Raw genomic sequence first — 17,314 nt, 5'->3', positions numbered from 1 at the left:
ATAGGATAACCGTAAAAGACGGAAATATCGTATATTCATCCACAGCGATAACATATGGTTATCCATACAGAGTTATTGGCAGGCATAACTTTAAACTATTTAAAATTTGCTAGATTTCACATTATACTAGGTATATCACAAACTGAAAGGGGCGGATGGACATGGATGGCATCCTTGAGAAACTAAGTCAGCTGACTACTACAAGTCTATCTGATGCATTGGATATAACGCATAATATGGATAGCACAATCAAACCCTTGAACACTGCACACAAAGTATGCGGCAAGGCATTCACAGTGGATTTACCTGCGGGGGAGAATAAGACGTTATTAAAAGCCATCAGCGAAGCAAGCGAAGATGACCTTCTTGTATTAAGTGCCAAGAATGAGACCCGCTATGCATTTGCCGGAGATTTCATCATCGGCATGATGCAGACACTTGGTATTCGCGGAGTCATTGCCGATGGCGTTGTCAGGGATTTACACGGCGTCCTGGATCTCGATTATCCGGTATTTTGCCTTGGTACTACAATGGCAGCCGGGAAGAAGAATATTCCTGGAACTATCAGATCCACTATTTCATGCGGCGGAAGTATTGTCAGACATGGCGATTACATCGTCGGCGATGCGGATGGTGTCATTGTCATTCCGCAAGAAAAGGTGAACGAAGTCATCCAAACTGCATCGGAAAAGCTGGAAAAGGATGAGATCCGGGAACAAAAATACGGCAAGGACCAAGAGAGTGTTCGCACTTACTTGAATACAGTCATTGATTGAGCAACATCTGGACAAACTCGGACGAAGCAGCATTTAAGCTGCTCTCTTCGAAATAGATCCACGTATGGATCTCACAAGGACCACCATTATCCAGTAAGATATCTTCCAGGAATATATCTTCATGACTGCTTAATGCCAATTCGGGAAGGATGGCGTAGCCTAAGCCCTGCACTACCATCTCCTTGCAGGAGTCGATATCATCCACTTCTACGCTGATTCTCGCTTTTTGGACATAGTTATTGTCCCACCAGCCTGCAATGAGATCTTCCATCTCCTTATCCATCCGATAATGGATTTGGGGAAGCTGGGGAAGAATGGCTATGTCAATCCGTTCCTTGGAGGCAATACATAGTTTGTCTGTGAATAATAATTGCTTTTCTCCTTTCCAATCCGGTAATTCCGCTCCTATAATAGCGAGCTCTATTTTATTATGTATGAAAGCTTTTCTGATTTCCTTATTCCAGCCCGTAACGATTTCCAGGGATACATCTGGATATTTCTCTTTAAAAACTTTTAAGACGGCCGGCAGGCAGTATTTTGCATATAAATTCGTCGTACCAAGACTCAATGTGCCGCTTACCCTCTCCTTCAGTTCTTCCAATTCTTTTCGCACTAACTCATACTCCTCCAGCATCGTGCCCGCACAAGAAACGATATAGTGTCCGAAAGCCGTCAGAATGATGCCCTTGTTTTTCTTCTCGATAATGCTCGCGCCGAAATACTTCTCCATCTTCTTCAATCTCTTTGTGACGGAAGGTTGGGAGATATACAGCATCGATGCTATTTGTGTTATATTCTGATGCATTTTTAAGTACTTTAATATAAGCCAATCTCTCTCATCCATTCCGTTACCTCCTTGCCAAAAGAAGAGGGTTCAGACATGCGAACCCTCTTCTTGCTTCATGAAGTAGTCAAACATATGGGGTAAGATGCCCCCTTTGAAATAGTATTTCAGATCAATGATGCTGTCCAGCCGTATAATCGTATCGAATTCCACTATTGTACCATCCTGCCGTTTCATCTGTACCTTACATATATCCTTCGGTTTGCTCCTGCTTGTTACCTGTTCAAATGTAAACATCTCTTCTCCAGTAATTCCAAGCGTTTCAGCAGTGTTAGCTGGTGTGAACTGTAAAGGTAAGATTCCCATACCGACCAGATTGCTGCGATGGATTCGTTCAAAGCTCTCTGCAAGCACGACTTTTACTCCAAGCAATGCAGGGCCTTTTGCTGCCCAATCACGAGAACTCCCAGTTCCATACTCTTTTCCCGCTATGACAATCAAAGGTGTTTGATTATCTTTGTATAGATTGGCAGCCTCATAGATTGACATGATTTTTCCAGATGGGATATGTTTCGTAAATCCACCTTGTTTTTCAGGTGCAAGCTTATTATACAATCGGGCATTTCCAAAAGCAGCTCGCTCCATAACCAAATGATTTCCCCTTCGTGAAGGAAAAGAATTGAATTCCAACCTCGGGACACCTTTGGAATTCAAGTAACTCCCTGCCGGACTATCAACCCGGATAGCTCCAGACGGCGAAATATGATCGGTCGTAATGCTATCTCCCAACAACGCTAAAACATGTGCATCCTCGACTTTTTCACCAGGAACGGAATCGGCAGCATATCCGATGAAAGGGGCTTCTTGGATATAAGTGGAGTCATTATCCCAGTCATATAATGCACCATCCGGTGAATCCATCGCGTCCCACTTGGGATTAAGCTGATCCATATTACTATATCTTTCCTCGAACATTTCCATTTTGATATAGGTGTCAATGTACTTTTCCACCAGATGCTTTTGGGGCCAGAGATCCATCAGATAAATCGGCTTGTCATTTTGATCGAACCCTATTGGCTCCTGCGTGAAATCCTTATCAATTGTGCCTGCCAGGGCATATGCGACCACGAGCGGCGGGGAGGCGAGATAATTCAATTTGACAAGTGGATGAATCCTGCCTTCGAAATTCCGATTGCCGGAAATGACGGAAGCCACCGGCAGGCCAGTCTGTTCAATCGCCTCTTCAATACCTTTATCCAATGGACCCGAGTTGCCGATACACGTCGCACATCCGTATCCGGCAATGTGGAACCCCAATGCTTCCAAATCAGCTAGCAAGCCAGATGCGCGCAAATAATCCGTCACGACCCGCGATCCTGGAGTGAGTGACGTTTTTACATGCTTTGGCACCTGAAGACCAAACTGCCGAGCCTTTTTGGCAATGAGACCGGCCTGCATGAGGACATGTGGATTGGAAGTGTTTGTACAACTAGTTATGGCTGCTATCACGACATCTCCAGGCTTCACTAATTGATTTGCTGGAATTGTTCTGTCTTCGTCCTGCGCATTATCAAGATGAAACCCGCCCTCTTCCATCGGCTTATTCTTTAGCTTTTGATAGTCGCGCTGCACTTTTCCTAAACTTATTCTGTCTTGCGGACGCTTAGGTCCTGACAGCGAAGTTTCCACTTCGGTCAAGTTCAACGAGACAGTATCTTTATAATCGATTTGCTTACTATCTTTGTCATCATAAAACAAATGCTGCGCTTTGTAATAATGCCTTACCAACCGCACTTCATTAGGACTTCTGCCAATGTAGGCCAAGTACTCCAATGTGCGGTCATCTACTGGAAAATACCCCATCGTTGCACCGTACTCTGGTGCCATATTGGCAATGGTAGCACGATCAAACACAGTCAGATGTTTAACGCCTTGTCCATGGAATTCCACAATCTTTCCGACTACATCTTTCTTACGGAGGATACTGGTGATGGTCAGTGCCAGGTCGGTAGCAGTAGCTGTCTCCGGAAGTTCACCTGTCAATTCGAAGCCGACCACCTCAGGGATGGTGGAATACAAAGGCAGTCCCAACATGGCAGCTTCCCCTTCAATGCCTCCCACACCATAACCTAAGACTCCCAACCCATTGATCATCGTAGTATGTGAGTCCGTTCCGACCAATGAATCAGGGATAAGAATTGTTTCGTCACCTTGCTGTAATTTCGATACTACAGATGATAGATACTCCAGATTTATCTGGTGCATGATACCAGTGGATGGAGGGAAAATCCGGAAGTTATCCAAGGACTTTTTCGCCCAGTGCAAAAAACGAAAACGTTCTCTATTTCGTTCAAACTCCAAGTTTTCATTTAACTGAATGGATTCTTTTACGCCATAATAATCCACTACAACCGAATGATCCACGACAAGATCGACCGGGATTTGCGGGTTTATTTTATGTGCATTGCCTCCAGCGCGGCTTACAGCCTGCCTTAATGAAGCTAAATCGACAATCGCCGGAACTCCTGTCGTATCATGTAGCAGCACACGTGCAGGTTTAAAAGGAATTTCTTGATCATCTTTCTTATCGTCAGCTAAAAGGGCTTCGATGTGCTGGCGGGTGATCGAACTGTCGTCATAATGCCGTATCATTGATTCCAGCAGTATTCTCCATGTATAAGGCAAACGAGCCATATTACTATGAAATAGATTGTCTACTTTGCAAAGGTCGTAATACGTATAGCTCTTTCCATCAAAGTCCAGTCTGGATTTCAGACTATCTCTAAATTCCGTTATACCGGATGCCATAAAGATACCCCTCTCCTCTTGCTTAGGTGTATCATAATGCATCTGAATGATGAATAAAAATATCGGTTTTTCATAATTAGGTATAACAAATGGTTATAACATTCAGCCTATCTTAATTGCATACCGATAAAACAGATTAATTGGATTATTCAACAATAACGAATCGAATCAATGCAATATTTAGACAGGAAATTATAAGAGGGAGTTTATTAATGCCAAGTGATTTCTATTTTGGAGGTATTTCTTATTCCATGCTTCCTATTACCTTTTTAAAGACGGGCAAATATCGTAGAACAATTCTACAGAAACGAGGGCTGATATGAAGTTGATTAAGAGCGTATCTGTTGGGTTCCTACTATCTATCTTGCTCTACTTCTTAGGAGTAATCATTGTTTTTCCAGTTTTGTTCAATATTCTCGATGTGGATACAGCATTTGATTTACGCCTGTTCGAGATTCCTTTGGCGGCTATTGTACATAATGCAAACGAGATGTATGGAGGCATTACAATATGGGGTATTCTATCCGTTGGTGTCCTAGGTGGCATTTTAAACTACGCTCTATTCCTTTTGCTAAACAGGAAACATGCATAATCTGCAATATACCAAAAGGCTTGCTTACCCCCTTGAACAGGGTATAGCAAGCCTTCCAAAGTGTTCAAAGGCATTTTCCATCAGGGTTGCCGATTTGACAGCACAATAAGATTGGAAAACAGCCGTTCTTACTTCCACACCACTTGGTTCCACTGCAGTTCTTTCCGGAATTGCTTCAAGCTTGTATCATTATCGATTGTCACGCATTCAATACCGACCATCTCTGCAAAGTCTTCGAGCTGCTCTGCCGTGAGTGCAAACGTAAGTGCAGTGTGATGTGCACCGCCGGCATAGATCCAGGCTTCTGTCGCTTCACTCAAGGATGGCTGCGGCTTCCATAGCACTTTGGCGACCGGTAAATTCGGTGTGTCTTTTTCCGCTTCAATTGCATCTACTTTATTGACGACCATGCGGAAGCGGCCGCCAAGCTCGATGATGGAAACATTGATTGCCTCACCAGCAATGCCATCGAATACAATTCGCGCTGGATCCTCCTTACCGCCGATACCAAGCGGATGCACCTGGATGGACGGGCGGTTGGCCGCAACAGTCGGGCAAACCTCCAGCATGTGGGATCCCAATATCAATTCGTTGCCTTCTTCCAAATGGTATGTGTAATCCTCCATGAAGGACGTCTTCTCATTGTTCGCCATTGCTTTCAGCAAACGTACAAGTGCCGCAGTTCGCCAGTCCCCTTCTCCGGCAAAACCATAGCCCTGCGCCATCAAGTGCTGGACAGCAAGACCCGGCAGCTGTTTCATGCCATGCAAGTCCTCGAAGTTCGTACTGAATGCCTGATAGCCGCCACGATCCAAGAAACGTTTCAACGCCACTTCTATTCGGGCCTGTTCCCGGATGGAAGCAAGCTGATCCTCATCTGTTGGCAGGTCGTATACTTCTTTGTATGCTGTTACGGTGTCCTCTACATCTGAGTCGGAAACTTCCTTCATCTCGGCGACCAGATCCCCAATGCCGTAATAATCGACAGTCCAGCCGAACTTTATTTGGGCTTCTACCTTGTCACCATCTGTAACCGCTACAGTTCGCATATTATCCCCAAAACGTGCTACCTTGATCTGCTGGCTTTCATTGAAACCAACCGCGGTCGTCATCCAGTCCGCAATACGCTTTTGCACTTGCCTGTTGCCCCAATACCCGACAATCACTTTCCTGGCTTTGTTTAGCCGCGTTCCCATGAATCCATATTCCCGATCGCCATGGGCAGATTGGTTGAGGTTCATGAAATCCATATCAATGGAATCCCATGGTACATCCCGATTGTACTGCGTATGCAAATGCAGAAGCGGTTTCTGCAATGCCTTCAGGCCGCCAATCCACATTTTTGCAGGCGAGAATGTGTGCATCCAAGTGATCAAACCGGCGCATTCCGGATCCGCATTCGCCTCCAAACTAACCCGATGGATATCGGCTGCATTGGTAAGCACTTCCTTGAAAGTGATCGGAAACGGCAGTGTACCTTGCGCATTCAGCTTATTGATGAGGTCCTCTGAATTTCCTTGGACTTGATTAAGCGTTTCTTCCCCGTATAAGTGCTGACTTCCTGTCACGAACCAAAACACATATGGCTTTACTTGCAGCATGCTAGCTCCCCCTTATCACTGTAGTGTCAATTTCCTTTCGGATTGCGAGCGGATTGCTTTCAGACGTTTCATTACGTCGTTATCTCCCCGGCCGAAATAGTCGTGCAGTTTGTTGTACTCCTGATAAAGCAATTCGTAGATCTCAACATTCTCCGGTATCGGATGAATGACTTCTTCCTTTACCCGAGCCATATTTTCCGCTGCATCAAGGATGCTGTCATATCCCCCGACCTCTGCACCCGCAGCCACGGCACCGAACATCGCAGCACCGACAGCTGGTGTTTGTATCGAATCCGCAATATAGATTGGCCGGTTCGTTACGTCTGCAAAAATCTGCATGAGCAGTTTATTCTTCTGCGGCAGACCACCACATGCATAAAGCTCCTCAACAGCTACTCCGCTTTGATGGAAAGCGTCGACAATTTTACGAGTGCCAAATGCTGTTGCTTCCAGCAAGGCACGATACACTTCCTCCGGCTTGGTCGCCAGCGTCAGCCCAAGCACCATTCCGCTCAATTCCGTATCAACCAGTACCGAACGATTGCCGTTCATCCAATCAAGCGCCAGCAATCCAGTCTCTCCCGGACGATAAGCATGAGCACGTTCCTCCAGCCACTGATGGACATTTTTCCCGGCAGCTTCTGCCTGACGATGGACATAAGCAGGGACCTGCTCCTCCACGAACCAGCCAAAAATATCACCGACGGCAGACTGACCTGCTTCATAGCCATAGTAGCCTTCAATGATGCCATCCTCGACCACGCCGCACATTCCCTCGACTGTCCGCTCTTCTGTTCCAAGCAGCATATGACAGATGGACGTCCCCATTGCCATCACCATTTTTCCAGGTGTCACTACCCCCATCGCCGGTACGGCTGCATGGGCGTCGACATTTCCGACTGCAATTGCCATACCTGGAGACAGATTCATGGCAGCTGCAAATTCAGCCTGCAGTTCACCAGCCTTCGTCCCGAGTGGATAAACATCTCCCCGTAATTTTGTATCAGCCAGATCCCGCATAGCAGGGTGCAAACTACCGAAGAAATCAGCGGACGGATAGCCATCCCGCTTATGCCAAATCGCTTTATATCCTGCCGTACAGCTATTTCTTTTCAGCTCTCCTGTCAGCTGGGAAATGACCCAGTCGGTAGCTTCGATAAACTGATCGGCCGCTTCATAGATATCCGGAGCTTCATCAACGATCTGCCAAATTTTCGGGATCATCCACTCTGAGGAGATTTTTCCGCCATAGCGGGCAAGGAAGGCTTCTCCTTGTTCACCGGCAATTTCATTCAGCTTGTTTGCTTCTTCCTGTGCAGCATGATGTTTCCAAAGCTTCACCCAGCTGTGCGGATTATCACGGAATGCCGGATCAAAGCATAATGGTTCTAGATTTTCATCCACTGGCAAGATCGTACAAGCGGTGAAGTCAATACCGAGTCCGATTACATCTGTCGGATCGACCCCGGCAGTCTGCATGACTGCGGGAACAGACTGCCGCAAAACATCCAGATAATCCATCGGATGCTGCAGCGCCCATTCATAGCCTAAAGCTTTATCCAAATGCGGCAATTTCACGTCCATGACACCATGTTGGTATTCGGTCACATGCTCCGCCATTTCCATTCCATCTTTCAGCCGGACGAGCACCGCTCTGCCAGACTGTGTCCCGTAATCAATTCCAATTGTAAATTTATCCTTCCCCATGGAATCCTCCTCCTAAGTCGTCTGGCCGTAGTATGCGTCAACACCGTGTTTTCGCAAATAATGCTTATCCAGCAGCTGCTGGTCCATATCCTCTACATGCTGATCCAGCTGGTATGAGAGATGTGCCATCTTCGCTACTTCCTCCAGCACAACAGCGTTATGTACCGCTTCGGCTGGTGTCTTGCCCCAATTGAAAGGCGCATGCTTATGCACGAGGACACTAGGCACTTGATTCGGATCAATCCCCTTTGTCCGGAAAGTCTCCACAATCACGTTGCCAGTCTCTAGCTCATAGTCCTTCTGAATCTCTTGTCCGGTCATAGGACGGGTGCAGGGAATCGTTCCATAAAAGTAGTCCGCATGAGTTGTTCCCAACGCAGATACTCCTTTGCCGGATTGGGCAAAAGATGTCGCCCATGTAGAATGCGTATGGACAATCCCGCCAATATCTTCAAAATGCTTATACAGCACCAAATGCGTCGCTGTGTCTGATGATGGTTTCAAGTCTCCTTCCACCACTTCGCCATCCAAGTTGACAACCACCATGTCTTTTACCGTCAGCTTTTCATACACCACTCCGCTAGGTTTGATCACCACCAAGCCGGCATCCCTGTTGATACCGCTTACATTTCCCCACGTAAAAGTAACCAGCTTATGTTTAGGGAGATCCAAATTCGCTTGCAGCACTTGTTCTTTTAATTCTTCCAGCATCAGGCTCACCTCTTCTTGTACGTATATTTGATTACTTATTGTGATTTTACATCAATTTGTACGTACAATCAATCACTTTTTTCAAACATAAACGTACAAGTTGATTAACTGGCATAAAAAAGCAGACACTCCCGAGAAAATGTCTGCTTGTCTTTATTTTTTTCTTTTAATCGGTGCTGGTTTCGTATCGTTCGGAATCAACGATTTATACGTTTCTCCATCAAGATTGGCCTGATGTTCTGCTTTTATTCCTTCTAGCAGTTCGGGCTTTTGCAACAATTCCACAGCGGATGCAGCCAGCACTTTTCCTGTGAACAGCATGCCTTTATGGGCAATGGATGACTTACCTTGCGTAACAAGCTGCCAGCTATGGAATGGTGTTGCAAATGCGCAGGTAGTGACATAAATTTGACCAGTAGGGACAAGCCAGCTGACATCGCCGACATCAGTGGATCCTCTGAAGAAACCTGGTTCTGATGGGAAATCCAAAATACCTCGTGCAAGTATCTTATCCTCATTTTTCTGTATCACTGCTTTTTCTTCTGCGCTGAACGTTTGTTGTACCTCTTGGGCAAATGCATATTCTTCTTCCGTATAGCTAGGTGCTTCGGTCGCTTCCATATGCTTATGCATCAGCTTGCCTAACGTGGCATTTGGAATCAAGTCCGCTGATGAAGCATCGAATTGGACCTCCAGTTCAGTTCCTGTCATCAAGGCTGCTCCCCTGGCAACATCTTTTACCCGCTCCAGAATCGCTTCTACCTCACTTATTTTGGGAGCACGTATCTTATAAAGAACCTCTGCATTTGGCTGAACGACATTGGGACTCATTCCACCAGCGTCGGTAATCGCATAATGCAGCTGACCTTCCGGAATGATGTGCTCTCGTAGGAAATTAGATCCGATGTTCATCAGTTCAACCGCATCCAATGCACTTCTTCCGAGATGCGGACTGAATGCCGCATGACTGCTTGTACCAGTAAAACGGAAATACACTTGGCAAGTCGCAAGCATCCTTGCATGATAGACCTGATTTTCATCCCAAGGATGCCAGGTCAGTGCAACATCCACATCGTCGAAGAGGCCGGCTCGAGCCATGAATGCCTTACCGCCTCCGCCTTCTTCCGCAGGACAGCCATAATAACGCACTGTTCCTTCCAGTTTGTTTTCTTCCATTAGCTGTTTCACTGCCATCGCTGCTGCCATTGCCCCAGTTCCGAGCAGATTATGTCCACATCCATGTCCGTTTTCGCCTTCTGCTATCGGAACCTTTGTTACGCTGTCTGCCTCCTGACTCAAACCAGATAATGCATCGTACTCGCCTAAAAATGCAATGACCGGTTTCCCGCTGCCGAAGCTAGCAACAAATGCAGTCTCAATTTCCCCCGCATTGCGCTGCACATCAAAACCTTCTTCTTCCAAAGTCGCCGCTAGTATTTCAGCAGATTGGACTTCTTCATATCTCGTCTCTGCATAATCCCATATTCGATCGCTGACAGCAGTCAGCTCGCTCCTTTTGCCTTCCAGGATCTCTGATATACTCTCATAGACATTTTGACTCGTTAGCAAATTGGAATTCCTCCTGATAGTAGAATTCATTCACTTCTATTATAGCATCATAATTCTGAAAACTCAGTTATCTAATTCAATAGTATGCAAATAGACTCAAGCAAATGCTTGAGCCTGTTTTACTTAGCAACTTATCTCCTCATCTTAATCTTGTCAGCCTATTTTGAAGTCGGAAGCAGTTCTGTACACAATGCCAAAAACTCACTCGCCATTATTTTAATTGTTTCACTCGATAGCATCTGATCTTCTGCATGTGCAAGAAGCAGCGAAAACGGCAGCATTTCTCCTGTTGCTTCTCTCTGAACAAAGGAAACATGCACTTTATGAATTTGGTTGTATGCTTTATCTCCTGATGCCATTGCAGATTCCGCGCCCTCAAAATCTCTTCCTCTTGCCAATCGCATGGCCTCTACGTAATGACTGCGCGCTTCCCCTGCATACGCGATGATCTGAAAGGCTGCCTGCTGCATTTCTTCCAATGTCTCTTTCACCAGAGCACCCCCTATTGTCGCTGACTTGCTAGCTGTAGCGCTTTTTGCAATAACTTCTCTCCATCCGCAGTGCCATATAACCTTACATCCATCACATCTACTGGAATTCCATATGGCGCTGCTCGCTTTTCTGTTGCTCGTCTTGCAAATCGAACCTGAGGACCTAACATGATGACGACCACTTCATCATGATGGGCTTGCAATTCTTCCTCTATTGCTCCTTCCGGGATAGCATAAATATAATATTCTTCTCCTGCAGCTTCTGCTGCTTTTTTCATCTTGGATACAACCATTGACGTTGACATTCCTGCTGAGCATGCTAATAGAATTCGCTTCATGCTGTTTCCTCCTCTTATTTGTATTCTTCTTCCGTTATGTTCAGCAACTTCGACTGAATGACTTGCTGATACCAGAATGCTGATTTCTTTAGCCTGCGGTTCCGGTCTTTCTCCAAATCTATTTCAACTAACCCATATCGGTTTTTGAACGCATTCATCGGCGATACATTGTCTGTAAATGCCCAAAGCATATACCCCAGGCAATTTGATCCCTCTTGGGTTACACGAAGCGTCTCTGCCAAATGCTCTCTGATGAAAGCAATCCGATAGTCATCCTCTATTCTGCCGTTGCCTCCTCGGAAGCGCTGCTCATTCTCTACACCCATACCGCTTTCAGCTACAAACCATGGCATATTTCCATACTCCTCTTTCATCCGCATCCCCATATCGTAAATGATTGACGGATAGATTTCCCACCCACGATAAGGATTCATTTTGCGACCAGGCAGATCGAATTTATCATAGTAAAAAGCAGGGTGAAACGGAGTGTCCGTACGCCATTGATAGGCTGGTGCCTTCACACGATGCGGATAATACAAATTCAATCCGACTATATCCACCGTATGCTCCTTTATCAGAGCTAAATCTGCATCTGCTGCCTCAAACATGATGTTATGTTTTTTCAGCAGGCGAACTAATTCTTCTGGATACGTCCCTCTTATACTAGGATCCAAGAATACACGATTATAAAAGAGATCATATATTTCTGCTGCTTGTTTATCATGGTGTGCCGAACTTCTCGGATAGGTTACTTCTGGATTTAAAATGATACCGATTCTACTGTTATCTCGTTTATTGATCGGCAAAGAACGGAATAATGCAACAACCTTTGCTGCAGCTAAGGATTTGTGATAATTCCACTGCATCCACTTTTTTGTATTCTGTTCATATGGGTAACGGATGGCATCCAAGTAGATCCGTGTTTGGGGCACGATTGGTTCGTTGAAGGTGAACCACAAATCCACCTTCCCACCAAAGCGTTCCAGTGCGCGCTGTGCGTATAGGACGTACAAATTCACCACATCACGTGAGCTCCATCCGTCGTATTTCTCCAGCAAGTAAGCAGGCACTTCATAATGCTCCAAGCAAATCATCGGTTTGATTCCTTGGCTTAGAAGTTCATCAATCATGCTTTCCACATAAGCCGCATATGTCTCATCAACGATACCTTCCTCATAATCAATAAGAAAACGAGACCAATTGATAGAAGTCCGATAATGTGTCAGGCCGATCTCCCTCATGTACCCGATATCTTCCTGATAACGATTATAGAAATCTGTCGCTACAGCAGGACCGTATCCGTTATGCCATACATGCCGATTTTGTTTGTACCATACATCCAAGTAGCTATCCTGGCCTTCTTTCTTTCCGCACCAGCCTTCTGTCTGCCAGGCTGATGCTGCTGCACCCAGTATGAAGCGGTCTGGTATACGAATCTGCTGTGTCATATATTACCTCTCCCTTTCCATACTGTAAGCTGTCTGATGAGTGAAATCAGAATAATTCACTACACTATCTTCGTACTGCTTTCATCATTGGAACCTTCGTCTAGTCTGCGTGTGCGGTTCGCAATGAAAATGAAAGGCAAATAGATCAAAATGGAAGCTGCTATACAAATCAATTGGGTGACAACCGCCCCCCAGCTGCCGCCTGTAGATAACCATGCATTGATGATTGGCGGTGTTGTCCACGGAACCATGACAACAGCTTTATCTGCAAATCCGATAACCGTCGCGATATATCCAATTGTTCCCGTGATAAGCGGGGTAATAATGAATGGAATTGCCAGAATCGGGTTCAGCATGACCGGTACACCGAAAATGACTGGCTCATTAATATTGAAGATACCAGGCCCTGCCGATAACTTTGCGATGCTGCGCATCTCTTGTTTTTTTCCTGCAATGAATATCGCAGCAAGAAGTCCAATCGTGACTCCGGAGCCACCGATGTTCATGTAAACATCCCAAAAAGGCATCGTAATGATATTCGGGATCTCCTCACCAGCAGCATAAGCGTTCATATTGACGGTAATAGATCCTAGTAAAAGCGGCTCCCGGATTGGCTTGATCATCTGGTTGCCATGGATTCCTATCACCCAGAAGAATTGAGCAACGAACATTAGTAATAAGATACCCGGCAATCCTTGGATGGCCGACTCCAAAGGACGCTGAATTAAGTTATACACTGCTTCATGTAAATAGATTCCTGTTAAACGATGGAATGCAAAGCCGAAGCTGGCTATGATCGTCACTGTAATAATCGATGGAAATAAAGAAGCAAATGATGTCGTTACATTGGATGGAACGCTGTCAGGCATCTTTATGGTGAGTTTATCCATCTTGGAAAACCAGGTGAACAGCTCTACAGATATGAGAGCGATGAACATGCCTAGGAACAGACTTTTTGGATCTGAGAACTCCCTAGCTAATACATTAACCACTTCTTGAACTGAACCATCGACCTCTAAAAATACCGTTGTTGGTATGACGGAAATATACGACATCAAGGCCATTAAACCAGGGAATAATGATTTGAGGCCATTGATTCTGCCAAGCTCTATCCCGATCAAAACCACTGCCGCAATGGTAATGAAGTTTAGCGTCGCATAATTTATTGCGCTCATGATCCCTTGTAATTCAGCTAAGAATGAAAACATACTGAATGCAGCTAAACCGGTTTCCGGGTCCAGGATCATATTCTCGACCAGGACTGCAAACGCTCCGACAATGATCACCGGCATCAGGGTAACGAATGATTGCTTGATTGCTTTTATATGTTTCTGATTGGATATGGTATAAGCTACGCTTTCTAAGGCACCTGTGAATTTATCCATTTTCTTGCCCATCTGACTCTCCCCCTTCGCTTATACCCGAGTCTATTATAAAAGCGCTTACATTTACATACATTGTTTTTCCTCTTTCATAGGAAAACTATCAGCTTAACAGGGGGAGGCAAGCTGCTAAATCCTGCGCTTGTATGAGCTGTTTCACTTTCTGCCTATCCTCGATAAAAACCACCATGCTCTCGTAAAGCTGCTGTAAACCCTCGTTATATTGTTTTGGCACACAGAAAAGGAATATGACTTGCACTTCATGTCCTCCCCAATCAATCGGCCGCTGTAACGTGCAGCAGAGCACAACCGGTTCATCCATCACTGGGTAAATAGGATGCGGGACTGCAACTAAGTTTTCCTGAAATGTCGGGGCCATCTCTTCCCTTTCCTTTATGAGCGCCAGCAGATTAGATGGAACTATAAAGCGTTTTTCCATTTGCGCAACCAAAAATTGTAATACATCGTCACGCTTTGTATAAGATTGCTGCAAAAAGATATGATCTGCCGGGATATAGGCAGACAAGGTTTGCAATCTATCTGCAATGATCCGTTCAATATGTCCTACATCAGACTCCCGAAGCAGTGTATGGACATTGATAATTGGTTTAGACAGTGTATTCGACAGCGGTACCGTAGTGATAATGAGATCAATATCTTCAAGTGACCGTCTTTGTAAATCCGCAGCGCTGCACGTGCCTGCAATTTCCATCCTGCCGCTAAATCGGGCTTGCAGCTTATAATACAGCAGCTGCGAACTGGCGATTCCAGTTGCACATACGACCAAAGCTCGTTTTTTCACCCGCTGACTTTCCTGTCTCTCCATCGCAGCTCCGACATGCAAAGCCAAGTAGCCAAGTTCATCCTCATTAATTGACACATCCGTCAGCTCCTGAAGTTTTTTCCCCATCAATACGCTGGCATCGAATGCTTTCGGATATGCTTGTTTAATCTCAGAGAGCATCGGATTCCTTATCGTAAGTCCGTATTTAAAACGGTTTAATGCTGGTTTTAGGTGCAGAGCAATACCACTGAGAAGTTCATTATCATTAGCAAGTGAGAGCTGCATATGTTCATCTGCCACCCGGAGCAATGATGCTGAAATTTCAATGATGCGGGAATCCACTACCTTCGTAAAATTCTTCATTCCTTTGTCTTCGTAAGAGACTGATTTAGCTCCCAGTAAATGCATCGTCATGTATACGACTTCGTCTATTGGCAGTTCTACTCCCAGTACAGTACCAACGCTTTTTGCCAGCTTCTGAGCAACTTGATATTCCTTCAACCTGGAAAGATGCTCTTTGTCTGCTTTTGATATATCCGCCACTAAACCTGCATCCATCCGTTCACTCGCTATCCAAATATGAATAACTAGATTATCCACGCCGATCTCCGTTACCAACGTATCTTCTTCCTTGAGTACAGAAACAACCAAATTCCTGAGCTGCTGATACAATTGCCCCTTAAGCCCAGGTATAGATGTATCTGCTTCAAGGAATGTGCGATATACGTTTCGCAGCTGTCGCTCAGACCCAATGACACGTATCCCGTATCTTGGCTTAGTGATAACAGTGAGACCCCTTCGTTCCAAATCTTTTTTTAACACTCTCAAATCATTCTTAATGGTAGATTCGCTGACATACAGTATTTCTGCAGCATCCTCTAATTTGAGGTAGGTCTTTCTTTGTAACAACAGAAGGGCTAATTTGGTGACACGGTCCGATTGATCCTCCATCTCCTGCGTCTGCATTTTCATACGGTTATATGCTTCCGAATCTTGCAGAATCAATCTATACCCCTTCCCTCTTTTAGAATCGATGACCGCTCCAAAAGTTGGCAATGTACTAGATATTACACGCATATCGGTCCTTACAGTTCTCGCTGTTACTCCCAGCATGCCAGCAATCTGTTCACCAGTATATCTGTCGCCAAGTTCTAACAATTCAAGAATTCCAATCTGTCTCTTTGACAGCAATTTGTATCACCTCTTCCTAAAAGATGATCTCATACAGATGTCCGATAAAGGAGGTCCCTCTTAATGTTTTCTACTTAAATAAACTTGGTTTACTTTGAAAAAGCAACAGAACCTTCTTTAAAGAATCGATACCACTGATCAATTTTCTCTTCTTCCCTAACCCTAAGTAAATTCAATATGTCCTTGGCGAATTCTAAAGGTGCGGTCCCATTAGCTGTAACCAGATTTCCATCCCTCACAGATTGCGACTCGATATAGTATTGCTCGCCCTTGTAATCAAGAGCACCTGCTTGTAGGTATTCCAAGCTGTTGCTTGTATGCTTCACTCCATCCAAGAAACCATGTCTTCCAAGGAAGACTGTTGCATCGCAAATAGCAGCCACCGGAATATTACTTGCAGCACAATGTGCTACCAGCTCTTTTACCGGCACGGTTTCAGGCTGCCTCCATGTGTTGCCGCCAGGCAGGATGAGCAAGTGAAAGTCGATCGTCTCTGTATCTGCCAAACTATAATCTGGGAGAACTCTAAATCCGCCGATAGACGAAACTGGTTGTCCATCCAGCGTGACGGTCTTCACCTGGTAGTCTGAATGTGGTGCTTGCAGTTCTGCAGCTATATAGCTTGCTTCCCAATCTGCGTACTCCTCGATCAGAAAAATAAGGACTGTTTTTTTCATCATGGCACCTGCTTTTTTGTTTTTTTAGACTTCCCGACTAAGAAACATGATTCTGTCTATTTCCTCGAATCCGTTTCGTTTATAAAATGTTTCGGCTGGTAATCCTCGGTCCGTCAACAATGTTATCGTCTTTGTATCTGTTGTTTTCAGCAAATAGTCCATCAGAGCCTTTCCGATGCCTTTATTCTGCTGATCAGATCGTACACACATCTCATTGATAAAGAATTCTTCCCCTGACCACCATTTCCTTTTCGCCCCAAAGATAAAGCCGATGACCTCTTCCGCTTCTACTGCAACAATACCTGTAAACCCTGGTGTTCGGTAGAAATCCAGCAGGTAAGGGCATGCGGATTCTGCTGTCCAAGCTTCATTCCACGGCGCTCCATTAAAAACCTTAGCAAAGGTATCACTGCATGATTCCAGATCCTCTTCCTTACAAATACGGATTTGCATAA

15 protein-coding genes are annotated in these 17,314 nt (G+C 45.1%); 2 read left to right on the top strand and 13 right to left on the bottom strand.

The features are described from left to right. Positions 1-161: 161 nt before the first annotated feature. The gene (locus AB1K91_RS07470) at positions 162-776 is read left to right on the top strand and encodes an RraA family protein (protein WP_413089149.1); all 615 of its coding nucleotides are present in this window, start codon (positions 162-164) and stop codon (positions 774-776) included. Here AB1K91_RS07470 and AB1K91_RS07465 read toward each other — a convergent pair. Next, the gene (locus tag AB1K91_RS07465; protein WP_413089148.1) at positions 766-1,620 is read right to left on the bottom strand and encodes a LysR family transcriptional regulator; all 855 of its coding nucleotides are present in this window, start codon (positions 1,618-1,620) and stop codon (positions 766-768) included. The genes AB1K91_RS07470 and AB1K91_RS07465 overlap by 11 nt on opposite strands. Positions 1,621-1,650: 30 nt before the next feature. Then, positions 1,651-4,368: an aconitate hydratase AcnA gene (gene acnA, locus AB1K91_RS07460; protein ID WP_413089147.1), complete on the bottom strand. Its 2,718-nt coding sequence runs from the start codon at positions 4,366-4,368 to the stop codon at positions 1,651-1,653. Positions 4,369-4,687: 319 nt separating this feature from the next. Here acnA and AB1K91_RS07455 point away from each other — a divergent pair, with 319 nt between their 5' ends. After that, on the top strand, positions 4,688-4,960 hold the full coding sequence (locus AB1K91_RS07455; RefSeq protein ID WP_413089146.1) for a hypothetical protein: 273 nt from the start codon (positions 4,688-4,690) through the stop codon (positions 4,958-4,960). 128 nt (positions 4,961-5,088) lie between these two features. Here the strand turns inward: AB1K91_RS07455 and araA are convergent, their stop codons facing one another. The 11 genes from araA to AB1K91_RS07400 form a co-directional block, all read right to left on the bottom strand. Next, on the bottom strand, positions 5,089-6,561 hold the full coding sequence (gene araA, locus AB1K91_RS07450; RefSeq protein ID WP_413089145.1) for an L-arabinose isomerase: 1,473 nt from the start codon (positions 6,559-6,561) through the stop codon (positions 5,089-5,091). Between the two features lie 15 nt (positions 6,562-6,576). Further along, positions 6,577-8,268 (bottom strand): ribulokinase, encoded by a 1,692-nt coding sequence (locus AB1K91_RS07445; protein WP_413089144.1) that lies wholly within the window; start codon positions 8,266-8,268, stop codon positions 6,577-6,579. Positions 8,269-8,280: 12 nt separating this feature from the next. Continuing rightward, positions 8,281-8,979, bottom strand: coding sequence for an L-ribulose-5-phosphate 4-epimerase (araD, locus tag AB1K91_RS07440; RefSeq protein WP_413089143.1), 699 nt, complete (start codon positions 8,977-8,979; stop codon positions 8,281-8,283). Positions 8,980-9,132: 153 nt separating this feature from the next. After that, positions 9,133-10,548, bottom strand: a complete 1,416-nt coding sequence (locus AB1K91_RS07435) for a M20 family metallopeptidase (protein ID WP_413089142.1) — start codon at positions 10,546-10,548, stop codon at positions 9,133-9,135. A gap of 158 nt (positions 10,549-10,706) precedes the next feature. After that, complete coding sequence (locus AB1K91_RS07430) at positions 10,707-11,039, bottom strand: PTS sugar transporter subunit IIA (protein ID WP_413089141.1); 333 nt, start codon at positions 11,037-11,039, stop codon at positions 10,707-10,709. Between the two features lie 11 nt (positions 11,040-11,050). Continuing rightward, on the bottom strand, positions 11,051-11,377 hold the full coding sequence (locus tag AB1K91_RS07425) for a PTS sugar transporter subunit IIB (RefSeq protein WP_413089140.1): 327 nt from the start codon (positions 11,375-11,377) through the stop codon (positions 11,051-11,053). 14 nt (positions 11,378-11,391) lie between these two features. After that, complete coding sequence (locus tag AB1K91_RS07420) at positions 11,392-12,825, bottom strand: glycoside hydrolase family 1 protein (protein WP_413089139.1); 1,434 nt, start codon at positions 12,823-12,825, stop codon at positions 11,392-11,394. Positions 12,826-12,884: 59 nt separating this feature from the next. Further along, positions 12,885-14,222: a PTS sugar transporter subunit IIC gene (locus AB1K91_RS07415; protein WP_413089138.1), complete on the bottom strand. Its 1,338-nt coding sequence runs from the start codon at positions 14,220-14,222 to the stop codon at positions 12,885-12,887. A gap of 88 nt (positions 14,223-14,310) precedes the next feature. Beyond that, positions 14,311-16,182, bottom strand: coding sequence for a BglG family transcription antiterminator (locus tag AB1K91_RS07410; protein WP_413089137.1), 1,872 nt, complete (start codon positions 16,180-16,182; stop codon positions 14,311-14,313). Positions 16,183-16,271: 89 nt separating this feature from the next. Further along, positions 16,272-16,862, bottom strand: a complete 591-nt coding sequence (locus AB1K91_RS07405; RefSeq protein WP_413089136.1) for a type 1 glutamine amidotransferase family protein — start codon at positions 16,860-16,862, stop codon at positions 16,272-16,274. 21 nt (positions 16,863-16,883) lie between these two features. Then, positions 16,884-17,312, bottom strand: a complete 429-nt coding sequence (locus AB1K91_RS07400; RefSeq protein ID WP_413089135.1) for a GNAT family N-acetyltransferase — start codon at positions 17,310-17,312, stop codon at positions 16,884-16,886. Positions 17,313-17,314: the final 2 nt, after the last annotated feature.

The sequence above is a fragment of the Terribacillus jepli genome (assembly GCF_047228925.1).
In the GTDB taxonomy this organism is placed as follows: Bacteria; Bacillota; Bacilli; order Bacillales; family Amphibacillaceae; genus Terribacillus.
The sequence above is the reverse complement of the archived record's forward strand: the minus strand, read 5'-3'. Positions and strand labels throughout refer to the sequence as shown.